The sequence below is a fragment of the Kitasatospora sp. NPDC034533 genome, from assembly GCF_055575155.1.
In genome coordinates, this window is the sequence record NZ_JBVITE010000084.1 from 1 (window position 1) to 18,151 (window position 18,151).

The following is an 18,151-nucleotide window of genomic DNA, read 5'->3' on the forward strand; positions in this document are numbered from 1 at the left end:
GGGGTGTGGGGTGTTTGTGGTTGTAGGGCGGTGGGCTTTGAGCGGTGGGGTGGGGGGGGGGGGGGGGAGGGGGGGGGGGTGGGGGGGGGGTTTTTTTTTCCCCCCCCCCCCCCCCCCCCCGGCGCTCGTGCGGAAACGATTCAGCCGGCGGGCTGCCGGGTGCGGGCGATCAACGCGTTGAGCAGCGCGGCCCCGCGATCGGCGTCGTCCACGCTGACGGCGAACTCGGCGCCCCGGCGGGTGCGGACCACCAGGCAGGCGCCCCCGCGCAGCATCACGGTGGTGCCGAGCCCGTTGATCCGGTAGCCCCAGCCGCCGGCCTGCGCGGCGGTGCGCTGCTCGGCCCGGGCGGATTCGAGTTCGGCGGGGGACCAGCGGCGGGCGGGCCGGCCGAACGGGCCGAAGCCGACGGTCAGGCCGTCGGCGGTCACCCGCGCCTGCGCCGAGGAGCAGAGCAGGAGGGCGAGGGCCAGGACGGCGGCCGTCACGACGAGGAACCAGTGCGGATCGGTCAGCCCGCTCGCCGAGGTCAGCGCGGCGGCGACCGCGACCACCCCGGAGACCGCCGCGGCCAGCTGGAGCCACGGGTTGGCGACCCAGGAGAGCCAGACGAAGTTCTCGCCGACGGGGGCCTCCAGCAGCGGCGCCCCGGCCGCCGGACGCGGTTCGGGACGGCCTGCGTGACGGCGGCTCGCCAGCCAGGCCAGCAGCCCGGCGAGGCCGGCGGCCAGCAGGACCAGGGCCACCTCGACGCCCACCGGGGCGGCGTCCTGCCAGCGGGCGCGGTCCAGGTTGGCGTGCACGACGGAACCCTGGGCCCCCGTCAGCAGCACACCGCCGGCCGCCAGCGTCGTCGCCGCGACCCCGGGTGCCCGGTCGACCCGGTACCGCCGCAGGGCCGCCAGGGAGAGCACCAGGACCGCCCAGACCGCCGCCGGGAACAGCGCGGCCGCCGCCAGCGGCATCGAGCCGTCCGGGTCCCGTCCGCCCCAGTGGGTGGCGAGCGGGTCCGGCAGCCGGTGGCGCGCCGTCAGCGGCAGGACGATCAGCAGCGCCAGCACACCGACCGCCCAGGCCGCCGCGGCCCAGAGCGCACCGCGGTGGGCCGGCCGGCGGGTGGTGTTCCCCTTCGAGGTGGTCGCCTCGTCCGTCACGAGATCCCCCTGATCATGTCCACGAGATCGTTCCTGCTGTAGCCGGCCCGGGCCGCTTCCTCGACCAACTGACGTACGCGGTCCATGAGTTCGGAGCGCGTGTCGGCGCCCGTCGCGATCGTGATGCCGCGGCCCCGACGGAACTCCAGCACCCCCTCGTCGCGCAGCGTGCGCAGCCCGCGCAGGACGGTGTTGGAGTTCACCCCCAGGGCCCGGGAGAGCTCCCGGGCCGGGGGCAGCTTGTCCCCGGGGGCGCACTCGCCCTCGGCGACGGCCCGTCTGATCGCGCCGGCGACCTGTTCGTGCAGCGGCCGGGTGTCCCCGACGTCCAGTTTCAGCAACATGGTGCTACTGACGATAGCACCATTCATGTCCGGTGCCACTGCCCGGGAGGCCGGGGCGCAGCGGAAGCGGGCGGGCCCCGGGCGGCGGGACGGCCGTCTCCGGCCTCCCGCGCTCCCCGGGGCCCGCCCGTCGGCGTGCTCCGCGCGCCGCGGCTACTTCCGCTCGTCCTCGATCAGGCCGAACTCCCGCATCAGCTCGCCGATCTCGGTGGACTCCAGTCGGCGCAGCAGCCGCTTGCGCAGGAACTCCGGCCCCGGGACGTCGAGTTCGGCACCGTCGCGGAGCCTGGTGGTGGCGGCGAGCAACTTGCGCACGTCATAGGTGGAGTTGAACACCTCGGGCACGCCGCGCTCGACGCCGAGCAGCCGGTAGACGGCCTCCATGCCGGTGCGCACCGAGTACTCGGTGGTGAAGATGCAGTCCCGGGTGGTCTCCGCGAACTGGCCGATGAAGGCGAAGTTGACGGCGCCCTCGGGCACCACGTCCGGCCGGTCGCCCGCGTGCCGGGGCAGGAAGAAGGACGTCACGTACGGCATCATCACCGGCACGCAGCGGGCGGCGTTCGCGGCCAGGTCGGGGATCTCCTCGACCGGCACGCCCAGGTGGTACAGCCACTCCTGGGTGATCTCCTCGCCGGTGCACTCCTGCATGGGCTTCTTGACGAAGTCGCCCGGGCGGTCGACGTACAGCGAGTAGACCCAGGCGACGATCTGGTCCGCGGGCTGCTGCTTGAAGTGCGGCTGGCGGTTGACCGTCCAGCTCAGCAGCCAGGAGGAGTCCCGGGCGGTGACGATGCCGCCGGTGACGACGCCGCCGCTGAACGGGTCGCGCTTGGCGACCTTCTGGATGTAGCGCGGGATGCGCGGGTCCAGGGTGGTGACGGTCGCCGACTCCCACTTGCTCTCGGCGATGTTGCCGCAGAACACCTCGGGACGGCCGAACGCCGGGTCCTTGGCGGCGATCCGGCGCCACAGGTCCCAGGCCGGCGCCGGGCCCTCGTTCAGGCGGGCCGGGGTGTGCTGGTCGCCGTTGTCGGAGTTCTCGGTGAGCGATCCGATGGTGGCGAACACCAGGTCGTCCGGGCCGAGGTCCACGCCGCCCTCCCGGCCGGCCTCCCGCCAGTGGATCCGGGTGGCCTGCTTGCGGCCGGGGGAGCCGGCGGTGGCGGGGGAGATGTCGAAGTCGATGTCGGTGACCTCGACCTCGTAGCGGAACTCCACGCCCTGGTCCATCAGCCAGTGGGTCAGCGGCAGGACCATCGACTCGTACTGGTTGTACTTGGTGAACTTGAGCGCCGACAGGTCCGGCAGGCCGCCGATGTGGTGGATGAAGCGGTGCAGGTACAGCTTCATCTCCAGCGCGCCGTGCCACTCCTCGAAGGCGAACATGGTGCGCCAGTACAGCCAGAAGTTGCTGTCCAGGAAGTTGCGCGAGAAGACCTCGTCGATCCGCTTGCCCTCCACCTCCTCGCGGGTGGCGAGGAAGACGCGCACCAGGTCCTTCTGCGCCTTGTCGTCGAGCGCGAACAGGCCGTCGGTGTGGGCGTCCTGGCCGCGGCGCTCGGTGACCCGCTGGAGGGAGTGGTTGGGGTCGTCCTTGTTCAGCCAGTAGAACTCGTCGAGGACGGAGGCGCCCTCGATCTCCAGCGACGGCACCGAGCGGAAGAGGTCCCACAGGCACTCCATGTGGTCCTCCAGCTCGCGCCCGCCGCGGACCACGAACCCCTTCTCGGGCTCCTTGATCCCGTCCAGCGCGCCGCCCGCCAGCTTCAGCCGCTCCAGGATCGTGACCCGTTCGCCGGGCACCTGCCCGTCCCGGACCAGGAACGCCGCTCCGGCCAACGCGGCGAGCCCCGACCCCACGAACCACGCCCGCTTGCGCTCGGCCCCCTCGGGCTTCCTCGGCCGGGCGAACGCCTCGTAGTTGCCGCTGCTGTAGTACAAAGCCCGTGCTCCCTAGAACATTCGGCATCGAACGGCCCGCCGGACGTACCGGTCCCGGCGGGCCTTCTCCATCCACCCACCTGGCGGTGATCTTCGCCCGTTGAATAGGCCGAACGGGTGATGCGGGGGTGGCGGGGGCGCCCGGCGGGCGGCGTATGGAGTGCGTTGGGAACCCGGCCCCCGGCGTCAGGAAGCCGTCAAGAGGAGCAGGTCAGCCGCGTTGCGGCGGTTGGCTGGAGGACGACCGGGGACGCGACCACACGAGGACGGATCATGCACGGCAACGGACGGGACGGGAACGGCACGGGGCCCCGGGTGGTGGTCGGGGTCAGCGGGTCGCTGGGGAGCCTGGCGGCGCTGCACCGCGGCGCCGCCGAGGCCCGCGCCCGTGGCGCCGTGCTGGTGCCGGTGCACGCCTGGGAGCCGCCCGGCGGCGAACACGGCTACCGGCGCTCGCCCTGTCCGCCGCTGCTCGCCGCCGTCCGGGAGACCGCCGAGCGCCGCCTGCGGGACGCCCTCGACGCGGCCTTCGGCGGCGCCGACCCCGGCGTGCCGCTGCACCCGCTGGTGGTCCGCGGCGAGACCGGGCCGGCCCTGGTGGAGGTCGCCGACCGGCCGGACGACCTGCTGGTCCTCGGCCGGGCCGGCGGCCCGCTGCACCGCCGGCTGCGGCGCCCGGTGCCCGGCTACTGCACCCGGCGGGCGGTGTGCCCGGTCCTGACCGTCCCGGCGCCCGCCCTGCTGGAGGACCTGCACCGGCTGGAGAGGGCGCACCGGCTGGAGAAGGCGCGCCGGCGCCACCGGCCGCTCGTACCGGAGGCCGAACCCTTCGGGGCCCGCGGGTGAGCGGTGGGCCCGCCCGTGCGGACGGGCCCACCGTGAGCGTCCCGATCGGGACGCGGATCGAGCCGTTACAGGGTGAGCAGGGCGCGGCGGGCCAAGGTGGGGTCCCGCAACGGTCTGAGCGCCAGGCGGACGAGGGCCAGGGCGTTGTCGTCCCCGGCGATCCGGTTCGCGCTCAACTCGCCGCAGGACAGGCACTGGTGGATGACCATCCACTCGCCGTCCGCGCGGACCGACAGGCCCAGGGCGGCCATCCGGCCGCCGCAGCCGGCCGCCCGGTCGCCGGGTGTCCGGCCGTCGACGTGACGGCTGGCCAGGCAGTTCGGGCAGTGGTTGCGGTGGGCGGTACCGGGGGCGTCCAGGGGGACGTCCAGCCGGCAGCCCACGCAGCGGAAGGCGTTCGACCGGTGACCGCCCCGTCCGTGGAGGACGTCCTTGTGCCGCTGGGGACGGCGTTCCGGCCGCCCCCGGCCGCGGGTGCTCTTGCGTCGTGACATCGTTCGCTCCCTCCGGTGCGCGCGGCTCAGAGGGTGCCGAACGCTTCGAGCGGGAACGGCGGTTGGGCGAGCGGCCGGACAGCCATCCGCATCAGGACGAGCTGGTTGTCGTCCGCGCAGACCGGAGTGGAGGTCAACTCGTCGCAGCGCACGCACCGGTGGACGACCGTCCAGTCACCGGTGCGCAGCACGGCGATGGCGATCGGCGACATCCGGCCGTGGCAGTCGCTCGGACCGCCCTCGACGTGGTCGAGGACGTGCCGGGACTGCAGGCAGGACGGGCAGTGGTTGCGCCGCGTGCCGTCGGCGGCGTAGGTGGACACGGTCAGACCGCACCAGGCGCAGGCGAAGGTGGAGGTCTTCAGGACGGGGGGAGTGCTGGAGGTGCTGGACACCCGGGGTGTGCTCCTTGCTGAAGGGTTCTGCGATGACAGCAAGAGCAGGCCGAGCGGCCTCGACGGTTCGTCAGCCGGTTTCGTCAGGCGGTGTGGCGAGGCGCACTCGGCGCGGTCCGGGACATCAAGACACCCTCTCCGGTCGGGCGCACGGCCCGGGTCGATCGATTAAGGAACGGCGTCAGCGTAACCACGCCGATCGCCCGGGCGCCAACGAATATCCGCCAACGAATATCTCCGCGCGCCCACCCTCGCCGCCACGCGGGAGATAAAGGGCGCGCAGCATGTCCGTATGCAGATGACCAACGTGCCGCGGGCGGCGAGCGGTGATGACGCGCCGTCGATCAGCCGATTACTGGCCCTGGCCTTCGACGACGACCCGATGACGCGGTGGCTGTTCCCCGACCCGGCCGGCCGGCGGGCGGGGCTGGCCGGCTACTTCCGCACGCTGTTCACCCGGCAGTACGGCCGGCACGGGGTGTGCGAGCGGACCGCGGACGCGGCGGCCTTCTGGGTGCCGCCGTGGGCGCAGGACAAGGCCGTCCCGGACGAGGGGACGCTCCGGGAGCTGACGACGCTCCTGGCGGACCGTGCGGAACCGTTCCGCCGCTCCGTCGAGGCGGCCGCCGACACCGCGCCGCAGGAGCCGCACTGGTACCTCGCCGTCCTCGGCGCCGACCCGGCCGCCCAGGGCCGGGGGCAGGGCGGCGCACTGCTGCGGTCGGGCCTGGCCAGGGCCGACGCGGCGGGGCTGCCGGTCTACCTGGAGTCCTCGAAGGAGGCCAACCTGCCGTTCTACCGGCACTTCGGCTTCGAGCTGCTGGAGGAGGTGCGGCTGCCCGAGGACGGGCCGGCGCTCTGGGTGATGCGGCGCGGCGCCAGGGCGTGACCGGGGCTCGGCGGCCGGCCGCCGACCCGGTGTCCGGGAGTACCGGGCGGCCCGCGCCCGGCCCTCCGGCGCCACCGCTACAGCGCGTCCAGCGGCACGTCCGGGTCGGCCAGCGCCTTGGCGTCCACCACCCGCCCCGAGCGCACCAGTTCGCGGATCGGGTCGGTGACGTCCCAGACGTTGACGTTCATCCCCGCGAGCACCCGGCCGCCGGAGAGCCAGAACGCGATGAACTCGCGGGTGGCCGGGTCGCCGCGGAACACCACCTGGTCGTAGCCGTCCGGCTCGACGTAGCCGACGTACTCCATGCCGAGGTCGTACTGGTCCGTGAAGAAGTACGGGACCCGGTCGTACACCGCGTCCGGCTGCCCGAGCAGGGCGCGGGCGGCGGTCTGCGGCTGGTTGAGGGCGTTGGCCCAGTGCTCGACGCGGATGTGGCGGTCGAACAGCGGGTGGTAGGCGTTGGCGACGTCGCCGGCCGCGTAGACGTCCGGGTCGGAGGTCCGCAGGTGCCGGTCGGTCTTGATCCCGTTGTCGACCTCCAGTCCGGCCGCCTCGGCGAGGCCGGTGGCGGGGGCGATGCCGATGCCGACCACCACCGCGTCGGCCGCCACCGTCGTGCCGTCGGCGAGCCGCACACCGCTCACCGTGCCGCCCTCGCCGGTCAGTTCGGCCACCTTGACGCCGAAGCGCAGGTCCACCCCGTGGTCCCGGTGGAGGTCGGCGAAGACCTGGGCGACCTCCCGGCCGAGCACCCGCAGCAGCGGCAGTTCGAGCGCCTCCAGCACCGTCACCTCGGCGCCCGCCCCGCGGGCCGCGGCCGCCACCTCCAGGCCGATCCAGCCCGCGCCGACCACCGCGATCCGGGCGCCCGGCCGCAACGCCGCCTTGATCCGGTCGCTGTCCTCGACCCGGCGCAGGTAGAGCACCCCGTCCTGGTCGGCGCCCGGCACCGGCAGCCGGCGCGGCACCGAGCCGGTGGTCAGCAGCAGCTTGGCGTACTCCACCCGGCCGTCGTCGGCGAGCGTCACGGTGTGCCCGGCCGGGTCGATCGCGGCGACCGCCGTGCCCAGCCGCAGCGTGACGTCGCGGTCGGCGTACCACTGCGGCGGGTGGACGTAGATCTTCTCCCGGGGCGACTTGCCCTGGAGGTAGCCCTTGGACAACGGGGGCCGCTCGTACGGGCGTTCGTGCTCCTCGCCGATCAGCACGATGCCGCCCCGGTACCCGGCCTCGCGCAGTGCCTCGGCGGCCTTCGCGCCTCCCAGGGACGCCCCGACGATCACGATCGGACGCTCGCGCCCACTGGTGCCCGTGTCGGTCATGTTCGACTCCTCGCTCTCCACCGCGGATCGGGGCCAGCCTGCCGCCGTCCGGGTGGCCTGTCGAGGCCGCGCCGGGCGCGCCGCGCCATGCTCGCCCGTTCGAGTGAATCCGGGGCCTCAGGCGGTCATCGCGGCCCTGACCAGCGCGGTGTCGGTGAACTGCTCGAAGCGCACGATCCGCCCGCCCCGCACGGTGAAGCGGTGGGCGACCCGGACCGCGAGCGGCTTCCCGGTGCCCTTGTGGACGGCCGTGTAGCGGCCCAGGACCACCACGTTCTCGCCGTCCACCACGTAGGTGTCGTCGTGCGCCGTCCAGTTGTCCCACTCGGCGGCCAGCCGCTCCATCACGTTGGCCGTGACGCCCTTCGGGGTGCGGTAGGTGCCCGCCAGCGGGAAGCCCGCCATCTCGGTCCACTCGACGTCCTCGGCGAGGGTGGCGCGCAGCGCCGCCAGGTCGCCCTGGGCGGACGCCAGGTACTGGCGGCGCACCACGTCGGCGGGGGCGGACGACTCGGCGAAGGCGGAGACGTTCCGGGGGATCTCGATCACGGCCCGCTCACCCCCACGCCATCTCGCCCATGACGACCTTGGTGCCGATGTCCACCGCGATCTTCAGACCCAGCGTCGGGAACCGCCGCTCCAGCGCCTCCTTGGCGGACGCGGCGTCCGCGGCCCGGCCGATCTCGGTCTCGAAGGCGCGCAGGTAGGCACGGGTGTGGTCGACGGCGTTCAGGTCGGTGGGCGCGCCGGCGACCCGGTGACCGGCCGCCACCCAGGTCGGGTGGAGGGCCTCGATGCCGTCCAGCAGGTCGATCCAGGCGGCCCGTTGGGCGGGGGTGGGGGTGTCGGCCGTCCACACGTGCAGGCCGGCGAACAGCAGCACCCCGCCCAGTACGGCTCGGTGGTGGTGCTGCCAGAGGTAGTGCCGGTCCGGCAGGTGGAAGTCGGCGCCGCGCAGCTCGAAGCGGTGCCCCTCGAAGACCAGCTCGTCCCCGTACAGCACCTCGGGCCGCACCAGCCGGGTGGGCAGCTCCGGCCCCAGGTGCGCCCAGGCCCGCAGCTTGGCCTCGTACGTGTCCTGGATCCGCTCGACGGTCGCGGCGGTGGCCAGGAAACGGGCCCGAGGGAAGGCGTCCTGGACCTCCTGGGCGCCGAAGTAGAAGTCGGGATCGCCGTGGCTGACGAACACGGTGGTCAGCCGCTTGCCGCTCGCCGTGATCCGCTCCACCAGGCGGCGGCCGTCGGAGCGGGTGAACCCGGCGTCCACCAGCAGGGCGTCCTGAGGGCCGGTGACCAGGACGGAGGTCTTGTTGAGCGAGCTGTCGGGGCTGTCGATGATCTCGAAGTCAAGAGCACTCACCTTGGGGGTCCCTCCTCCTGACGGGTGCGCCTCGCCGCCAGCATCCGTGCTCGGCCCGGCGTCCGCATCCGGAAGGGCCGCGCCCGGGAACGGAGACCGTCCACGAGCCCGGGGCCGGGGGCGGAGCCCGTCAACGCGCCGGGGCCAGCCGCAGCACCGCCAGCGCCCCCAGCGCGGTGGCCGCGGCGAGCGGCACCCACAGCGCCCCGGGGCCGACGGCCAGCAACGCCGTCAGCACGGCAGGCGCCGCCGCCCGGCCCACCCCGGACGACAGCTCCCAGCGCGCCAGCGCCCGCCCGAGCTGGTGCGGCGGGGCGACGGACGCCACCAGCGCCGTCCCCGAGCCGGTGTAGAGGATCTCGCCCAGCGTGTACAGCACCGAGACCACCGCGATGCCCGCCGCCCCCGGCAGGCCCCCCAGCGAGCCGACCGCCCAGAAGGCCAGGTACGACACCGCCAGCAGCCCCCCGGCGGAGGCCAGCACGGCACGCCGCGGACGGTCCGCCAGCCGCAGCACCAGTGCCAGCTGGAGGGCGATCACCAGCACCGTGTTGCCGACGAAGATGCCGGACGACCAGGCCGGCGAGGCGTGCAGCCGCAGCACCAGCAGCGCCGGCAGCGCCACCTCCAGCACGTCGAAGCAGAACGCGTACGGCACGTTGGCGAGGCTCAGCAGGGTGATCCGGCGCAGCGGCTCCGCCCGTTCCCGCGGGTCGGCCGGCCGGTCCTGCCGGGGCGCCCGCACCCGCAGCGAGCCCACCAGGACGGCCGCGCCCAGGCAGGCCGCGCCGGTCACCCCGGCCAGCAGCCGGATCGCCCCCGCCCCGCCGCTCACCGCCAGGGTGGCCAGCAGGGCGCCCGCGCCCAGACCGGCGTTGCGCAGCGACCGCCCGGCGGCCAGCGCGGCGTCCCGCAGCCGGCCCTCGGTCAGCGTGCTCACCACCGCCGCGTGGGTGGTCGGCCAGGACTGGCTGCCCACCCCGAACAGCACCGCCGCCGCGGCGAACCCCGGCAGGCCGTCCGCCAGCAGCAAGGTCAGCGCACCCGCCGCCCGGAGCACCAGGGTCACGGCGGCGGGCAGGGTCCGGGCGCCGTGGTCGATCCAGCGGCCGGTCAGCGGCACCACCAGCAGGCCCGCCACCATCCCGGCCGAGAGCGACAGCCCCGCCGCACCGGCGCCCAGGTGCAGCACACCGACGCCGTACAGCAGCAGGAACGGCCGCAGCAGCCCGCCGCCCACCGCGTCCACCACCAGCGCGACGGCGTAGCGGGGGCCGCCGGCGGCGGTCAGCAGGCCCAGCAGCGCGGACCGGTTCCGGCGGCCGGGGCCGCTCGGCGGGACGGACGGCTCGCCCCGGTGGGCGGCGGGGGGGACGAGGGCGGACTTCTCCCGGATCAGGTTCATGGCCGGTACCGTCGGCCCGGTCCGGCCCGCCCGGCACGCGGATTGACGTCAACCGTCAATCCGCGCGGGCCCGGCCGCCGGCGGGTGGCAGGATCGCGGGTGTGAGCCTGACCATCGACATCACCGGCCTGCCCGACGAGCGGCTCCTCTTCACGCCCTCCCCGCTCGCCGAGCTGAACGCCATGCTGCACGTGCTCTCCGAGCCCGCGCACCACCCCGCGCTGCACGGCTGGGCCGGCTCCACCGCCGCCGTGATCCCGCCCGAGCTGTCCGAACGGCTCCTGGAAGCCGACTTCCTCTGGCGCTCCTCGCGCGCCGACTTCCTCGTCCCCGGCCTGCCCGGCGCCACGCTCACCGAGGAACTCGACGCCATCGACCGGATCGACGACGAGCGGTACGTCGCCGCCGCGCTCATCACCACCTGCGGCTCCTCCCGGCTCACCCACCGGATGGGCTCCCCGCTCACCGACCCGGCGGCCAACGAGCGGGCCCGGGAACTCGCCCTCGCCCGCGGCCCCCGGCAGGCCGCCTTCGCCGACCGGCTGCTCGCCGACCCGCCGGCCGTCCGGGCGCTGGTGCGGCGGATGCTGGAGGACTGCCGGTCCGCGTTCTTCGCCGACGCCTGGCAGCGCGTCCTGCCCGACCTCGCCGCCGACGCCCGGCGCAAGGCCGACCTGCTCGCCCGCCGCGGCCTCGGCGAGGCGCTCGCCGACATCTCGCCCTCCGTCGCCCTCGACCAGGGCGCGGACGGGCGGCGCCGGATCGTGATCGACAAGCTCCAGGACAACACCACCAGCGGCACCGACGCCGGGGGCGTCACCTTCATCCCCAGCGCCTTCGGCCGCCCGCACCTCCTGGTGGTGCACGAGCGCGGCTGGCGGCCCGTCCTCCAGTACCCCGTCGCCGAGGCCGGCCTGCCCGAGCCCGTCTCGCTCGCCCTCGTCCAGCAGCGCCTGGAGGCGCTCGCCCACCCCGTCCGGCTGCGCCTCGCCCGCACCATGGCCCGCGGCCCGCACACCACCGGCGAACTCGCCTCCGCCTGGCAGCTCAGCGCACCGGAGGTCTCCCGCCACCTGGCCGTCCTGCGCAAGGCCGGGCTGCTCACCGCCCGGCGGCGCGGGCGGTACATGCTCTACGAACTCGACCTGGCGGGCAGCGCCCGGCTCGGCTCGGACCTCCTGGAGGCGGTGCTGCGATGAGCGGGAACAGCGTCGGGGCGGCGGACGTTCGTCCGGTCATGAACGACGACGCCGCACCCACCGTCCTGCGCTACGCCGCCTTCGCCACCCGCCCCGAGGGCGGCAACCCGGCCGGCGTGGTGCTGGACGCCACCGGGCTGACCGACGAGCGGATGCTCGCCGTCGCCGCGGAGGTCGGGTACTCCGAGACCGCCTTCCTGACCGCCGGCCCGGGCGAAGACACCTACCGGGTGCGGTACTTCAGCCCGCTCGCCGAGGTACCGTTCTGCGGCCACGCCACGGTCGCCTCCGCCGTCGCGCTGGCCGAGCGGGTCGGCCCCGGGCGGTACGTCTTCGCGACCGCGGCCGGGGACGTCCCGGTCGAGGTCGAGCGTGCGGCGGACGGGCTGCTGCGCGCCACCCTCACCAGCGTCGAGCCGAAGGTCGAGGAGGTGCCGGCGGACGACGTCGAGGAGGCGCTCGCCCTGCTCGGCTGGTCCGCCGCCGACCTCGACCCGGCGCTGGCGCCGCGCGTCGCCTACGCGGGCGCCCGGCACCTCGTCCTGCCGGTCGCCACCCGGGAGCGGCTGGCCCGCCTGGACTACGACTTCGACGGGCTCGCCGCCCACATGCGGGCCCGCGACCTGACCACCCTCCAACTCGCCTGGCGCGAGACGCCCGAGGTCTTCCACGTCCGTGACCCGTTCCCGGTCGGCGGCGTGGTCGAGGACCCGGCCACCGGCGCCGCCGCGGCCGCCTTCGGCGCCTACCTGCGGGAACTGGGCGCGGTGCGGGCCCCGGCGGTGCTGACCCTGCACCAGGGCGACGACCTGGGCCGCCCGGGCGTGCTGCGGGTCGAGCTGCGGACGGAGGACACCCGGGTCCGGGTCTCGGGGACGGCCGTGGCGATCGGGTAGCTGTTCCGCCACGGCGGCGGGCGTCAGGACGGGGGCCGGAGCAGGACTCGGCCTCTTCGAAGCCCGGCCCGCGGCGCGGTCGGTGTGCGGCGGGGCCGGGCCCCGTGCTCACGTGAGCGCCGGGCGGGGTCCTGGGGGCGGGAGGCGCGGCCGGACTCCTGGCTCCGGGCGCTGACGGGCCGGCCCGGAGTGCGGTCGTACCCTCGGCGGAGAATCGCCAACAGGTGAGAAAAGCCCCCGTGTTGGACCCCGGGCTCAAGCGAGCGCTCCGACGGCTGCGTGCGGTGCGCTCAAGCGAGCCCGACGGCAGCGACCCGGCCCGCCTCGCCGACCGGCGGGACGCGATGGCGGGAGTCCTGGACGAGTCGGCCGCCCGGCTCGTGTTCACGCCGGACCGGCAGCGGGCCGCGGTGGAGGCGCAGCGCCGGCGTGTGCGGGCCGCTGCACTCCACTCGACGGGCGCGGAAAGCTCGACGGGCGCGGAAAATCGTTGGCTCCGGGCCGCGACCGTACGCGAAGCTGCTGCGATGCAGCGAGCGAGCAACCGGATCGTGACGGTCGATCTCACCTTCGGGGACGAGTACTTCGGGCGGCTGGGCCCCTTCGAAGCCGACCTCGGCTGGTGGTCCTCGGTGGACGGAGTGGTCGCGCGGGCCACGGAGTTGGCCGGAGTGCCGGTGCTGGTGGCGCGGCTGGTCGAGGGGCGGAGCGAGGAGCCCGGGCACGGCGGGCAGGTCCGCTACCACGCCGAGGCGCTGAGCCGTCCGACCGCGCCGGCCGCCGGCGCCCCGGACGCCGCGACGGCCGCGCTGCTCGGCCCGGCCGAACGTCGCGCCGCCTGGGCCACCCCGGAAGGGCTGCGGGCCGCCCTGGACTGGGCACGGGACGAACTGGCCGCGGCCGGGCGCCCGTTGGCCGCGCCCGCCCGGCAGATCCGGACCTGGAACCTCTCCGCCCTCTTCCGTCTCCCCACCGCCACCGGCACCGACGCCTGGCTGAAGACCACGACGCCCGCGTTCAACGCCCGGGAGAGCGAGGTGATCGCGCTGCTCGGCGGCGTCGACCGCACGCTCGTCCCCACCGTCCTCGCCGCCGACCCGGCCGGCGGGCGGCTGCTGCTCGACCACGTCCCCGGCGAGGACTGCTGGAGCCCGTCCGCCGAGACCGTCGCCGACGTCGTCCCCCGCCTGGTCGCCGCGCAGGCCGCGCTCGCCGCCCGCCCGGGCGACCTGGCCGGCCTGCGCGACCGCACCCCCCGCGTCCTGGCGGCCCAGTTGACCGCCCTGCTGGAGCGCCTGCCCGAGGAGAGCGATCTGACCGCCGGGGAACTGGACCGGCTGGCCGACTTCGCCGCCGCGCTGCCCGGCCTGCTGGACCGGCTCGCCGCCTGCGGTCTGCCGGAGACCCTGCTGCACGGCGACTTCCACCCCGGCAACTGGCGCTCCGACGGCGCGAACCCGGTGGTCGTCGACTACGCCGACTCCTGCCTGGGCCACCCCGCCCTCGACGGGCTGCGCCCCCGCGCCTACCTCACCCCGGAGGCCTGGCGCCACCACGCCCGGGTCTGGACGCGCGCCTGGCAGCGCCACGCCCCCGGCTCCGACCCGGAACGGGCCCTCGAACTCGCCGAGCCGCTCTACCACGTGTCCTACGCCCTGCGCTACCAGGAGTTCCTGGACCACATCGAGCCGAGCGAACGCCCGTACCACGAGGGGGATCCGGCCGCCGAGCTGCGCGCCGCGCTCGCCTGCGGAGCGGCCGGTAGCCCGACGTAGACTGCCGGGGTGGACCGACCGACGCCGGCCCCCGGAGCCTCCGGGATCGCCGCCTTGCCCGAGTTGCCGTTGCAGGAGCTGGAGTGCTTCTCCGTCCTCGTCCACCAGTTGCACTTCGGGCGGACGGCGCAGCGCCTGGGCGTCTCGCAGGGCCGGGTCTCCCAGCTGATCAAGCGCCTGGAGGGCCGGGTCGGCGCCCCGGTGTTCCGGCGGACCAGCCGCCGGGTCGAACTGACCGGGCTGGGGCGGGCCCTGGCCGAGCAGGTGGTGCCCGCCTTCGAGCGGCTCCGGGAGGGCTACGACGCCGCCCGGGCCGCGGCGGCGACGGCCCGGCCGCTGCGGCTGGGCTTCCAGTGCGCGGTGTACGAGCCGGTCGCCCGGGTGATCGCGAGCCTGCCGGAGGGGACGACGCAACTGGTCGAACTGCCCTGGGCGGACCCGTTCTCCCAGCTCGCCCGGGGTGAGGTCGACCTGGCCATCGTGCTGGCCCCCTGCCGGGAGCCGGGGCTGGAGGTGCTGCTGGAGTTCTCCCGGCAGCCGGTGTACGTGGCGGTCTCCGCCGCGCGGCGCCTCGGCGGGGAGCGGGGGATGACCGCCGACGAGCTGGCCGAGCTGCCGCTGATCGAGCCGCGCGGACCGGCGCCCGCGTACTGGCGGGAGGTGAACGCGCCCCGGCGCACGCCGAGCGGGCGGGAGCTGACCTACGCGACGGGCGCGGCCACCATCCAGGCGGGCCTGACGATGGTGGCCGGTACCCGCCGGGGCCTGCTGTTGTGCGAGCGCAGCACGACCTACGTCCACCGGCCGGACATCCGTTTCCTGCCGGTGCCCGAGCTGGAGTTCAGCACGCTGGAGGTGGTCCAGCGGGAGCGGCGCCCGCACCGGCTGACGGCCGAGTTCGTCGGGCTGCTGGCCGGGCAGGTCGACTGAGCCGGCCGGTCAGCTCCTGTCCGTTCGCGGGTCCGGCTGGTCCCGCCGGGTCGGCTGGTCCCGCGGGTCCGGCCGGTCCCGAAGGTCCGGCCGGGAGAACACGGTGAGCAGCAGGCCGGTGGCCGCCAGGGCGGCCGCGGTGAGCAGCACGGCGTGCTCGCCGGCCCGGTCGACGACCACGCCGCCGGCCAGCGAGCCGAGCGCGATGCTCGCGTTGAACACGCCCGCCCAGACGGCCGCCGAGGCCTCGACCCGGGCCGGGTCGGCGATGCGGAACCAGGTCTGGGTGGAGACGGACACCCCGCCGTACGAGACGCCCCAGAGGACCAGGACGAGCAGGACGGTGGCGAGGCCGCCGGTGGCGGAGCCGAGCAGCGCGGTGGCCAGGGTGACGCCGGACAGGGCGAGGGTGACGGCCGTCTTCGGGCGGCGGCCGGACAGCGGGCCGAGGGTGAAGTTCCCGGCGACGCCCGCGAGTCCGTACACCAGCAGGCAGGTGGCGATGGTGCCGCTGCTCAGTCCCGCGTCGGCTTCGAGGACCGGCCGGACGTAGGTGTAGCCGGCGAAGTGGCCGAGCACGACGAGCGCGGTGATGGCGGCTCCGGTGGCGATGCCCCGGTGGCGCAGCACGCCGGCCGGTCCGCCCGGCCGTGCCCGCCGGTGCGCCGGCAGCGGGGGCAGGGTGGCGGCGAGGACGGCGGCGCAGGCGGCGCCGAGCAGGGCGAGCGCCCAGAACGCGGCGCGCCAGTCGAGCAGCGCGGCCAGGTAGGTGCCCAGCGGGACGCCGAGGACGGAGGCGACGGAGACGCCGGAGAAGATCAGCGTCATGGCGAGCGCGAGGCGCGGGCCGTCGGACAGGCGCGGACCGAGGCTGGCGACCAGGCCCCAGACGATGCCCATGGCGGCGCCGAGCAGGACGCGGCCGACGGCCAGGACCGTGAAGTCCGGCGCCAGCGCCGTCACCGCGTTGCCCAGGCCGAGCAGCATCATGAGGACGACCAGCACGGTCCTGCGGTCGCGCCGGCCGACGAGCGCCGGGGCGAAGGGGGAGAGGGCGGCGGCGATCAGGCCGGTGATGGTGAGGGAGAGGCCGGTGGCCCCGTCGGTGACGCCGAGGCTGTGGGACATCGGGGTGAGCAGGCCGACCGGCATCATCTCGGAGGACACCAGGGTGAAGGTGGCGAGGGCGACGGCGAGGACCGGGGACCAGCGGTGGGCGGTGGGTGGACCGGCCGGTGGGGTCGGGGTTCCCGGGGTTCCCGGGGTGGCCCGCGGGTGGTCGGCCGCAGTGGTTTCCGCGTTTGTCATGCGGCCCAGCCCACCAGCCGGCGGAAGGGGCGAACAAGATCGATGAGCTCATCGACCCATTAGCCCGGCTCATCGATCGGCCGTCCGGGAGGGCCCGGGTGGTGCCCGGCCGCGTGGTCGCGGCGGGCACCACCCCGGGCCGGCTCACTCCCCGGGATCGATCCGGTAGCCGCCGCGGGCCGAGTGGAGGCTGAGCGCCTCGACCGGGCAGTAGTCCACCGCCTCGTTCAGGGCGTCCGTCAGCTCGGCGCCGCCGTCGGCGTACCCGGCCAGCGGAGCGGCCAGTCCGTCGGCGCCCAGGGTCAGCGAGTCGGGGGCGCTGAGGGCGCACATCCCGGAGCCGATGCAGCGGTCCCGGTCCACCCGGACGATCACCGGCTCGGTGTCCGCGCGGCCCGTCACCACATCACCCGCAGGGCGCTGGGGCTGCGGGTGGCCAGGCCGCGCCGCCAGTCGATCAGCTCGACCGGGTCGGCCATCCGCAGGGCGGGCAGCCGGCGGGCCAGCCGGTGCAGCCCGAGCTCCATCTCCATCCGGGCCAGCCACGCGCCCAGGCAGTGGTGCGGTCCGGCGCCGAAGGTGAGCATGGGCGCGGCCAGCGGGGAGAACAGCTCGGTGCGCAGGTCGCCGGTGAAGACCGACGGGTCGTGGTTGGCGGCCTGGGCGTCGGCGGCGACCACGCTGCCGGCCGGGATGACCACACCGCCGATCTCGACGTCCTCGACGGTGCGGCGCAGCAGCCCGGGCAGGTGCTCCTTGGCGTCGCTGAGCGGGACGGCGCGCAGGATCTGCTCGGTGGCCGCCGCGGCGCTGGCCTCGTCGGAGGCGAGCCGCTGCCAGGCCTCGCGGCCGTCCTGGAGGAGGTAGACCAGGGCGTTGCCGAGACTGGTCATGGTGGTCTCGTGGCCGGCCACGACCAGGCCGATGACCAGCACGACCAGCTGGCCCTCGGTGATCGAGCCGTCCTCGGCGGCGGCCGCGAGCAGGCTGCTGACCAGGTCGTCGCCGGGGGTGGCGCGGCGCTCGGCGATCACGTCGGAGCCGAAGGCGGCGAACTCGGTCATCGCGGTGGTGATCTCTTCGGCGGTGTACGCGGTGGTGGACAGCGCGTGGTCGCTCCAGTGCCCGAGCCGCTTGGCGTCCACGTTGTCCAGGCCCATCAGCCGGCTGATCACCGCGACCGGCAGCGGCCGGGTGTAGGCGGCGACGACGTCGGCGGGGGAGCCGTGGTCGATCAGCTCGTCGATCAGCGACTCGACCACCGAGGCCACCCAGGGGCGCCAGCGCTCGATCGCGCGCGGGGTGAACGCCCGCTGCACGGTGCGGCGCAGCCGCTGGTGCTCGGCGCCGTCGATGTTCAGCATGCCGTCCGGGTCGTCCAGGATGCTGGGCGTGACCTTGATGGCCGGCGCGTCGGGCGCGAAGAGGGTGGCGCGGCCCAGCCGCGGATCGGTCAGCACCTGCCGCACGTCGGCGTGCCGGCTGACCAGCCAGACCGGCGTGCCGGTGGGCAGGGCCGCGAGGCGGGGCGGGCCGGGTTCGAGCCGGCGCAGGCAGTGCATCGGGGGGAGCGGGGCGGGGCCGGCGCTGGTCGCACTGTTCTCGGTGGACATCCGTACTCCAGACTCCAGGGCGGGGGCCGCGGGGGCGGCCCGGCGGGGGGTGGATCCGGGGATGGTGCGGGGGGACGGGTGATACGGCCGGCTGGCGGCTCGACACGGGCCGGGGGTCGGTCGGGCTCCTTCGAGGGAGGCGTGGCGCGAAACGTACGGGGGCGCACGGTCGGTGCGCGCCCGGGCGCGGGCGGCGCATGGTGACGCGCCGTCGGGTGGGGCGGGTGTGCTGAGCGTGGTCGCGTGGACCGTCTCTGCTACGACCGTACGTGGG

18 protein-coding genes are annotated in these 18,151 nt (G+C 75.2%); 6 read left to right on the forward strand and 12 right to left on the reverse strand.

All coding sequences use genetic code 11. The features are described from left to right. Positions 1–140: 140 nt before the first annotated feature. From ACZ55U_RS35280 to ACZ55U_RS35290, 3 genes are all read right to left on the reverse strand, one after another. Positions 141–1,154, reverse strand: a complete 1,014-nt coding sequence (locus tag ACZ55U_RS35280) for a DUF1648 domain-containing protein (RefSeq protein WP_465532998.1) — start codon at positions 1,152–1,154, stop codon at positions 141–143. Continuing rightward, positions 1,151–1,498 carry a GntR family transcriptional regulator gene (locus tag ACZ55U_RS35285; protein ID WP_465533000.1) on the reverse strand — a complete coding sequence of 116 codons (348 nt, stop codon included), beginning with the start codon at positions 1,496–1,498 and terminating at the stop codon, positions 1,151–1,153. Before ACZ55U_RS35285 ends, ACZ55U_RS35280 begins: the two co-directional genes overlap by 4 nt. A gap of 153 nt (positions 1,499–1,651) precedes the next feature. Next, positions 1,652–3,442 carry an oleate hydratase gene (locus ACZ55U_RS35290; protein ID WP_465533002.1) on the reverse strand — a complete coding sequence of 597 codons (1,791 nt, stop codon included), beginning with the start codon at positions 3,440–3,442 and terminating at the stop codon, positions 1,652–1,654. Between the two features lie 273 nt (positions 3,443–3,715). On the opposite strand from ACZ55U_RS35290, the gene ACZ55U_RS35295 reads away from it, so the two are divergent. Continuing rightward, positions 3,716–4,288 carry a universal stress protein gene (locus tag ACZ55U_RS35295; RefSeq protein ID WP_465533004.1) on the forward strand — a complete coding sequence of 191 codons (573 nt, stop codon included), beginning with the start codon at positions 3,716–3,718 and terminating at the stop codon, positions 4,286–4,288. A 65-nt stretch (positions 4,289–4,353) separates the two neighbouring features. Here ACZ55U_RS35295 and ACZ55U_RS35300 read toward each other — a convergent pair whose 3' ends face one another. Continuing rightward, the gene (locus ACZ55U_RS35300) at positions 4,354–4,782 is read right to left on the reverse strand and encodes an RNHCP domain-containing protein (protein WP_465533006.1); all 429 of its coding nucleotides are present in this window, start codon (positions 4,780–4,782) and stop codon (positions 4,354–4,356) included. A 26-nt stretch (positions 4,783–4,808) separates the two neighbouring features. Then, a complete protein-coding gene (locus tag ACZ55U_RS35305; protein ID WP_465533008.1) occupies positions 4,809–5,177 on the reverse strand; it encodes an RNHCP domain-containing protein in 369 nt (122 codons plus the stop codon). A gap of 292 nt (positions 5,178–5,469) precedes the next feature. On the opposite strand from ACZ55U_RS35305, the gene ACZ55U_RS35310 reads away from it, so the two are divergent. Continuing rightward, complete coding sequence (locus tag ACZ55U_RS35310) at positions 5,470–6,066, forward strand: GNAT family N-acetyltransferase (protein ID WP_465533010.1); 597 nt, start codon at positions 5,470–5,472, stop codon at positions 6,064–6,066. A gap of 77 nt (positions 6,067–6,143) precedes the next feature. Here ACZ55U_RS35310 and ACZ55U_RS35315 read toward each other — a convergent pair whose 3' ends face one another. From ACZ55U_RS35315 to ACZ55U_RS35330, 4 genes are all read right to left on the reverse strand, one after another. Then, positions 6,144–7,391, reverse strand: a complete 1,248-nt coding sequence (locus ACZ55U_RS35315; RefSeq protein WP_465533012.1) for an NAD(P)/FAD-dependent oxidoreductase — start codon at positions 7,389–7,391, stop codon at positions 6,144–6,146. A gap of 117 nt (positions 7,392–7,508) precedes the next feature. Further along, entirely contained in the window at positions 7,509–7,940 is a 432-nt protein-coding gene (locus ACZ55U_RS35320; RefSeq protein ID WP_465533014.1) for a nuclear transport factor 2 family protein, read from the reverse strand. Between the two features lie 7 nt (positions 7,941–7,947). Then, complete coding sequence (locus ACZ55U_RS35325) at positions 7,948–8,751, reverse strand: MBL fold metallo-hydrolase (protein WP_465533016.1); 804 nt, start codon at positions 8,749–8,751, stop codon at positions 7,948–7,950. A gap of 130 nt (positions 8,752–8,881) precedes the next feature. Then, positions 8,882–10,156, reverse strand: coding sequence for an MFS transporter (locus ACZ55U_RS35330; RefSeq protein WP_465533018.1), 1,275 nt, complete (start codon positions 10,154–10,156; stop codon positions 8,882–8,884). Between the two features lie 101 nt (positions 10,157–10,257). On the opposite strand from ACZ55U_RS35330, the gene ACZ55U_RS35335 reads away from it, so the two are divergent. The 4 genes from ACZ55U_RS35335 (at position 10,258) to ACZ55U_RS35350 (ending at position 14,956) form a co-directional block, all read left to right on the forward strand. Continuing rightward, complete coding sequence (locus tag ACZ55U_RS35335; RefSeq protein WP_465533020.1) at positions 10,258–11,355, forward strand: DUF5937 family protein; 1,098 nt, start codon at positions 10,258–10,260, stop codon at positions 11,353–11,355. Positions 11,356–11,393: 38 nt separating this feature from the next. Further along, entirely contained in the window at positions 11,394–12,251 is an 858-nt protein-coding gene (locus tag ACZ55U_RS35340; RefSeq protein WP_465533022.1) for a PhzF family phenazine biosynthesis protein, read from the forward strand. Positions 12,252–12,778: 527 nt separating this feature from the next. Continuing rightward, positions 12,779–14,026 carry a phosphotransferase family protein gene (locus ACZ55U_RS35345; RefSeq protein ID WP_465533024.1) on the forward strand — a complete coding sequence of 416 codons (1,248 nt, stop codon included), beginning with the start codon at positions 12,779–12,781 and terminating at the stop codon, positions 14,024–14,026. 9 nt (positions 14,027–14,035) lie between these two features. Next, on the forward strand, positions 14,036–14,956 hold the full coding sequence (locus tag ACZ55U_RS35350) for a LysR family transcriptional regulator (protein WP_465533026.1): 921 nt from the start codon (positions 14,036–14,038) through the stop codon (positions 14,954–14,956). 9 nt (positions 14,957–14,965) lie between these two features. On the opposite strand, the gene ACZ55U_RS35355 is transcribed toward ACZ55U_RS35350, so the two are convergent. The 3 genes from ACZ55U_RS35355 to ACZ55U_RS35365 all read right to left on the reverse strand — a co-directional run bounded on the left by ACZ55U_RS35355 (position 14,966) and on the right by ACZ55U_RS35365 (position 17,877). Further along, positions 14,966–16,264, reverse strand: a complete 1,299-nt coding sequence (locus ACZ55U_RS35355; RefSeq protein WP_465533028.1) for an MFS transporter — start codon at positions 16,262–16,264, stop codon at positions 14,966–14,968. 144 nt (positions 16,265–16,408) lie between these two features. Continuing rightward, the gene (locus ACZ55U_RS35360) at positions 16,409–16,666 is read right to left on the reverse strand and encodes a ferredoxin (RefSeq protein ID WP_465533030.1); all 258 of its coding nucleotides are present in this window, start codon (positions 16,664–16,666) and stop codon (positions 16,409–16,411) included. Further along, positions 16,663–17,877: a cytochrome P450 gene (locus tag ACZ55U_RS35365; RefSeq protein ID WP_465533032.1), complete on the reverse strand. Its 1,215-nt coding sequence runs from the start codon at positions 17,875–17,877 to the stop codon at positions 16,663–16,665. The genes ACZ55U_RS35360 and ACZ55U_RS35365 overlap by 4 nt, the downstream gene beginning before the upstream one ends. Positions 17,878–18,151 lie beyond the last annotated feature (274 nt).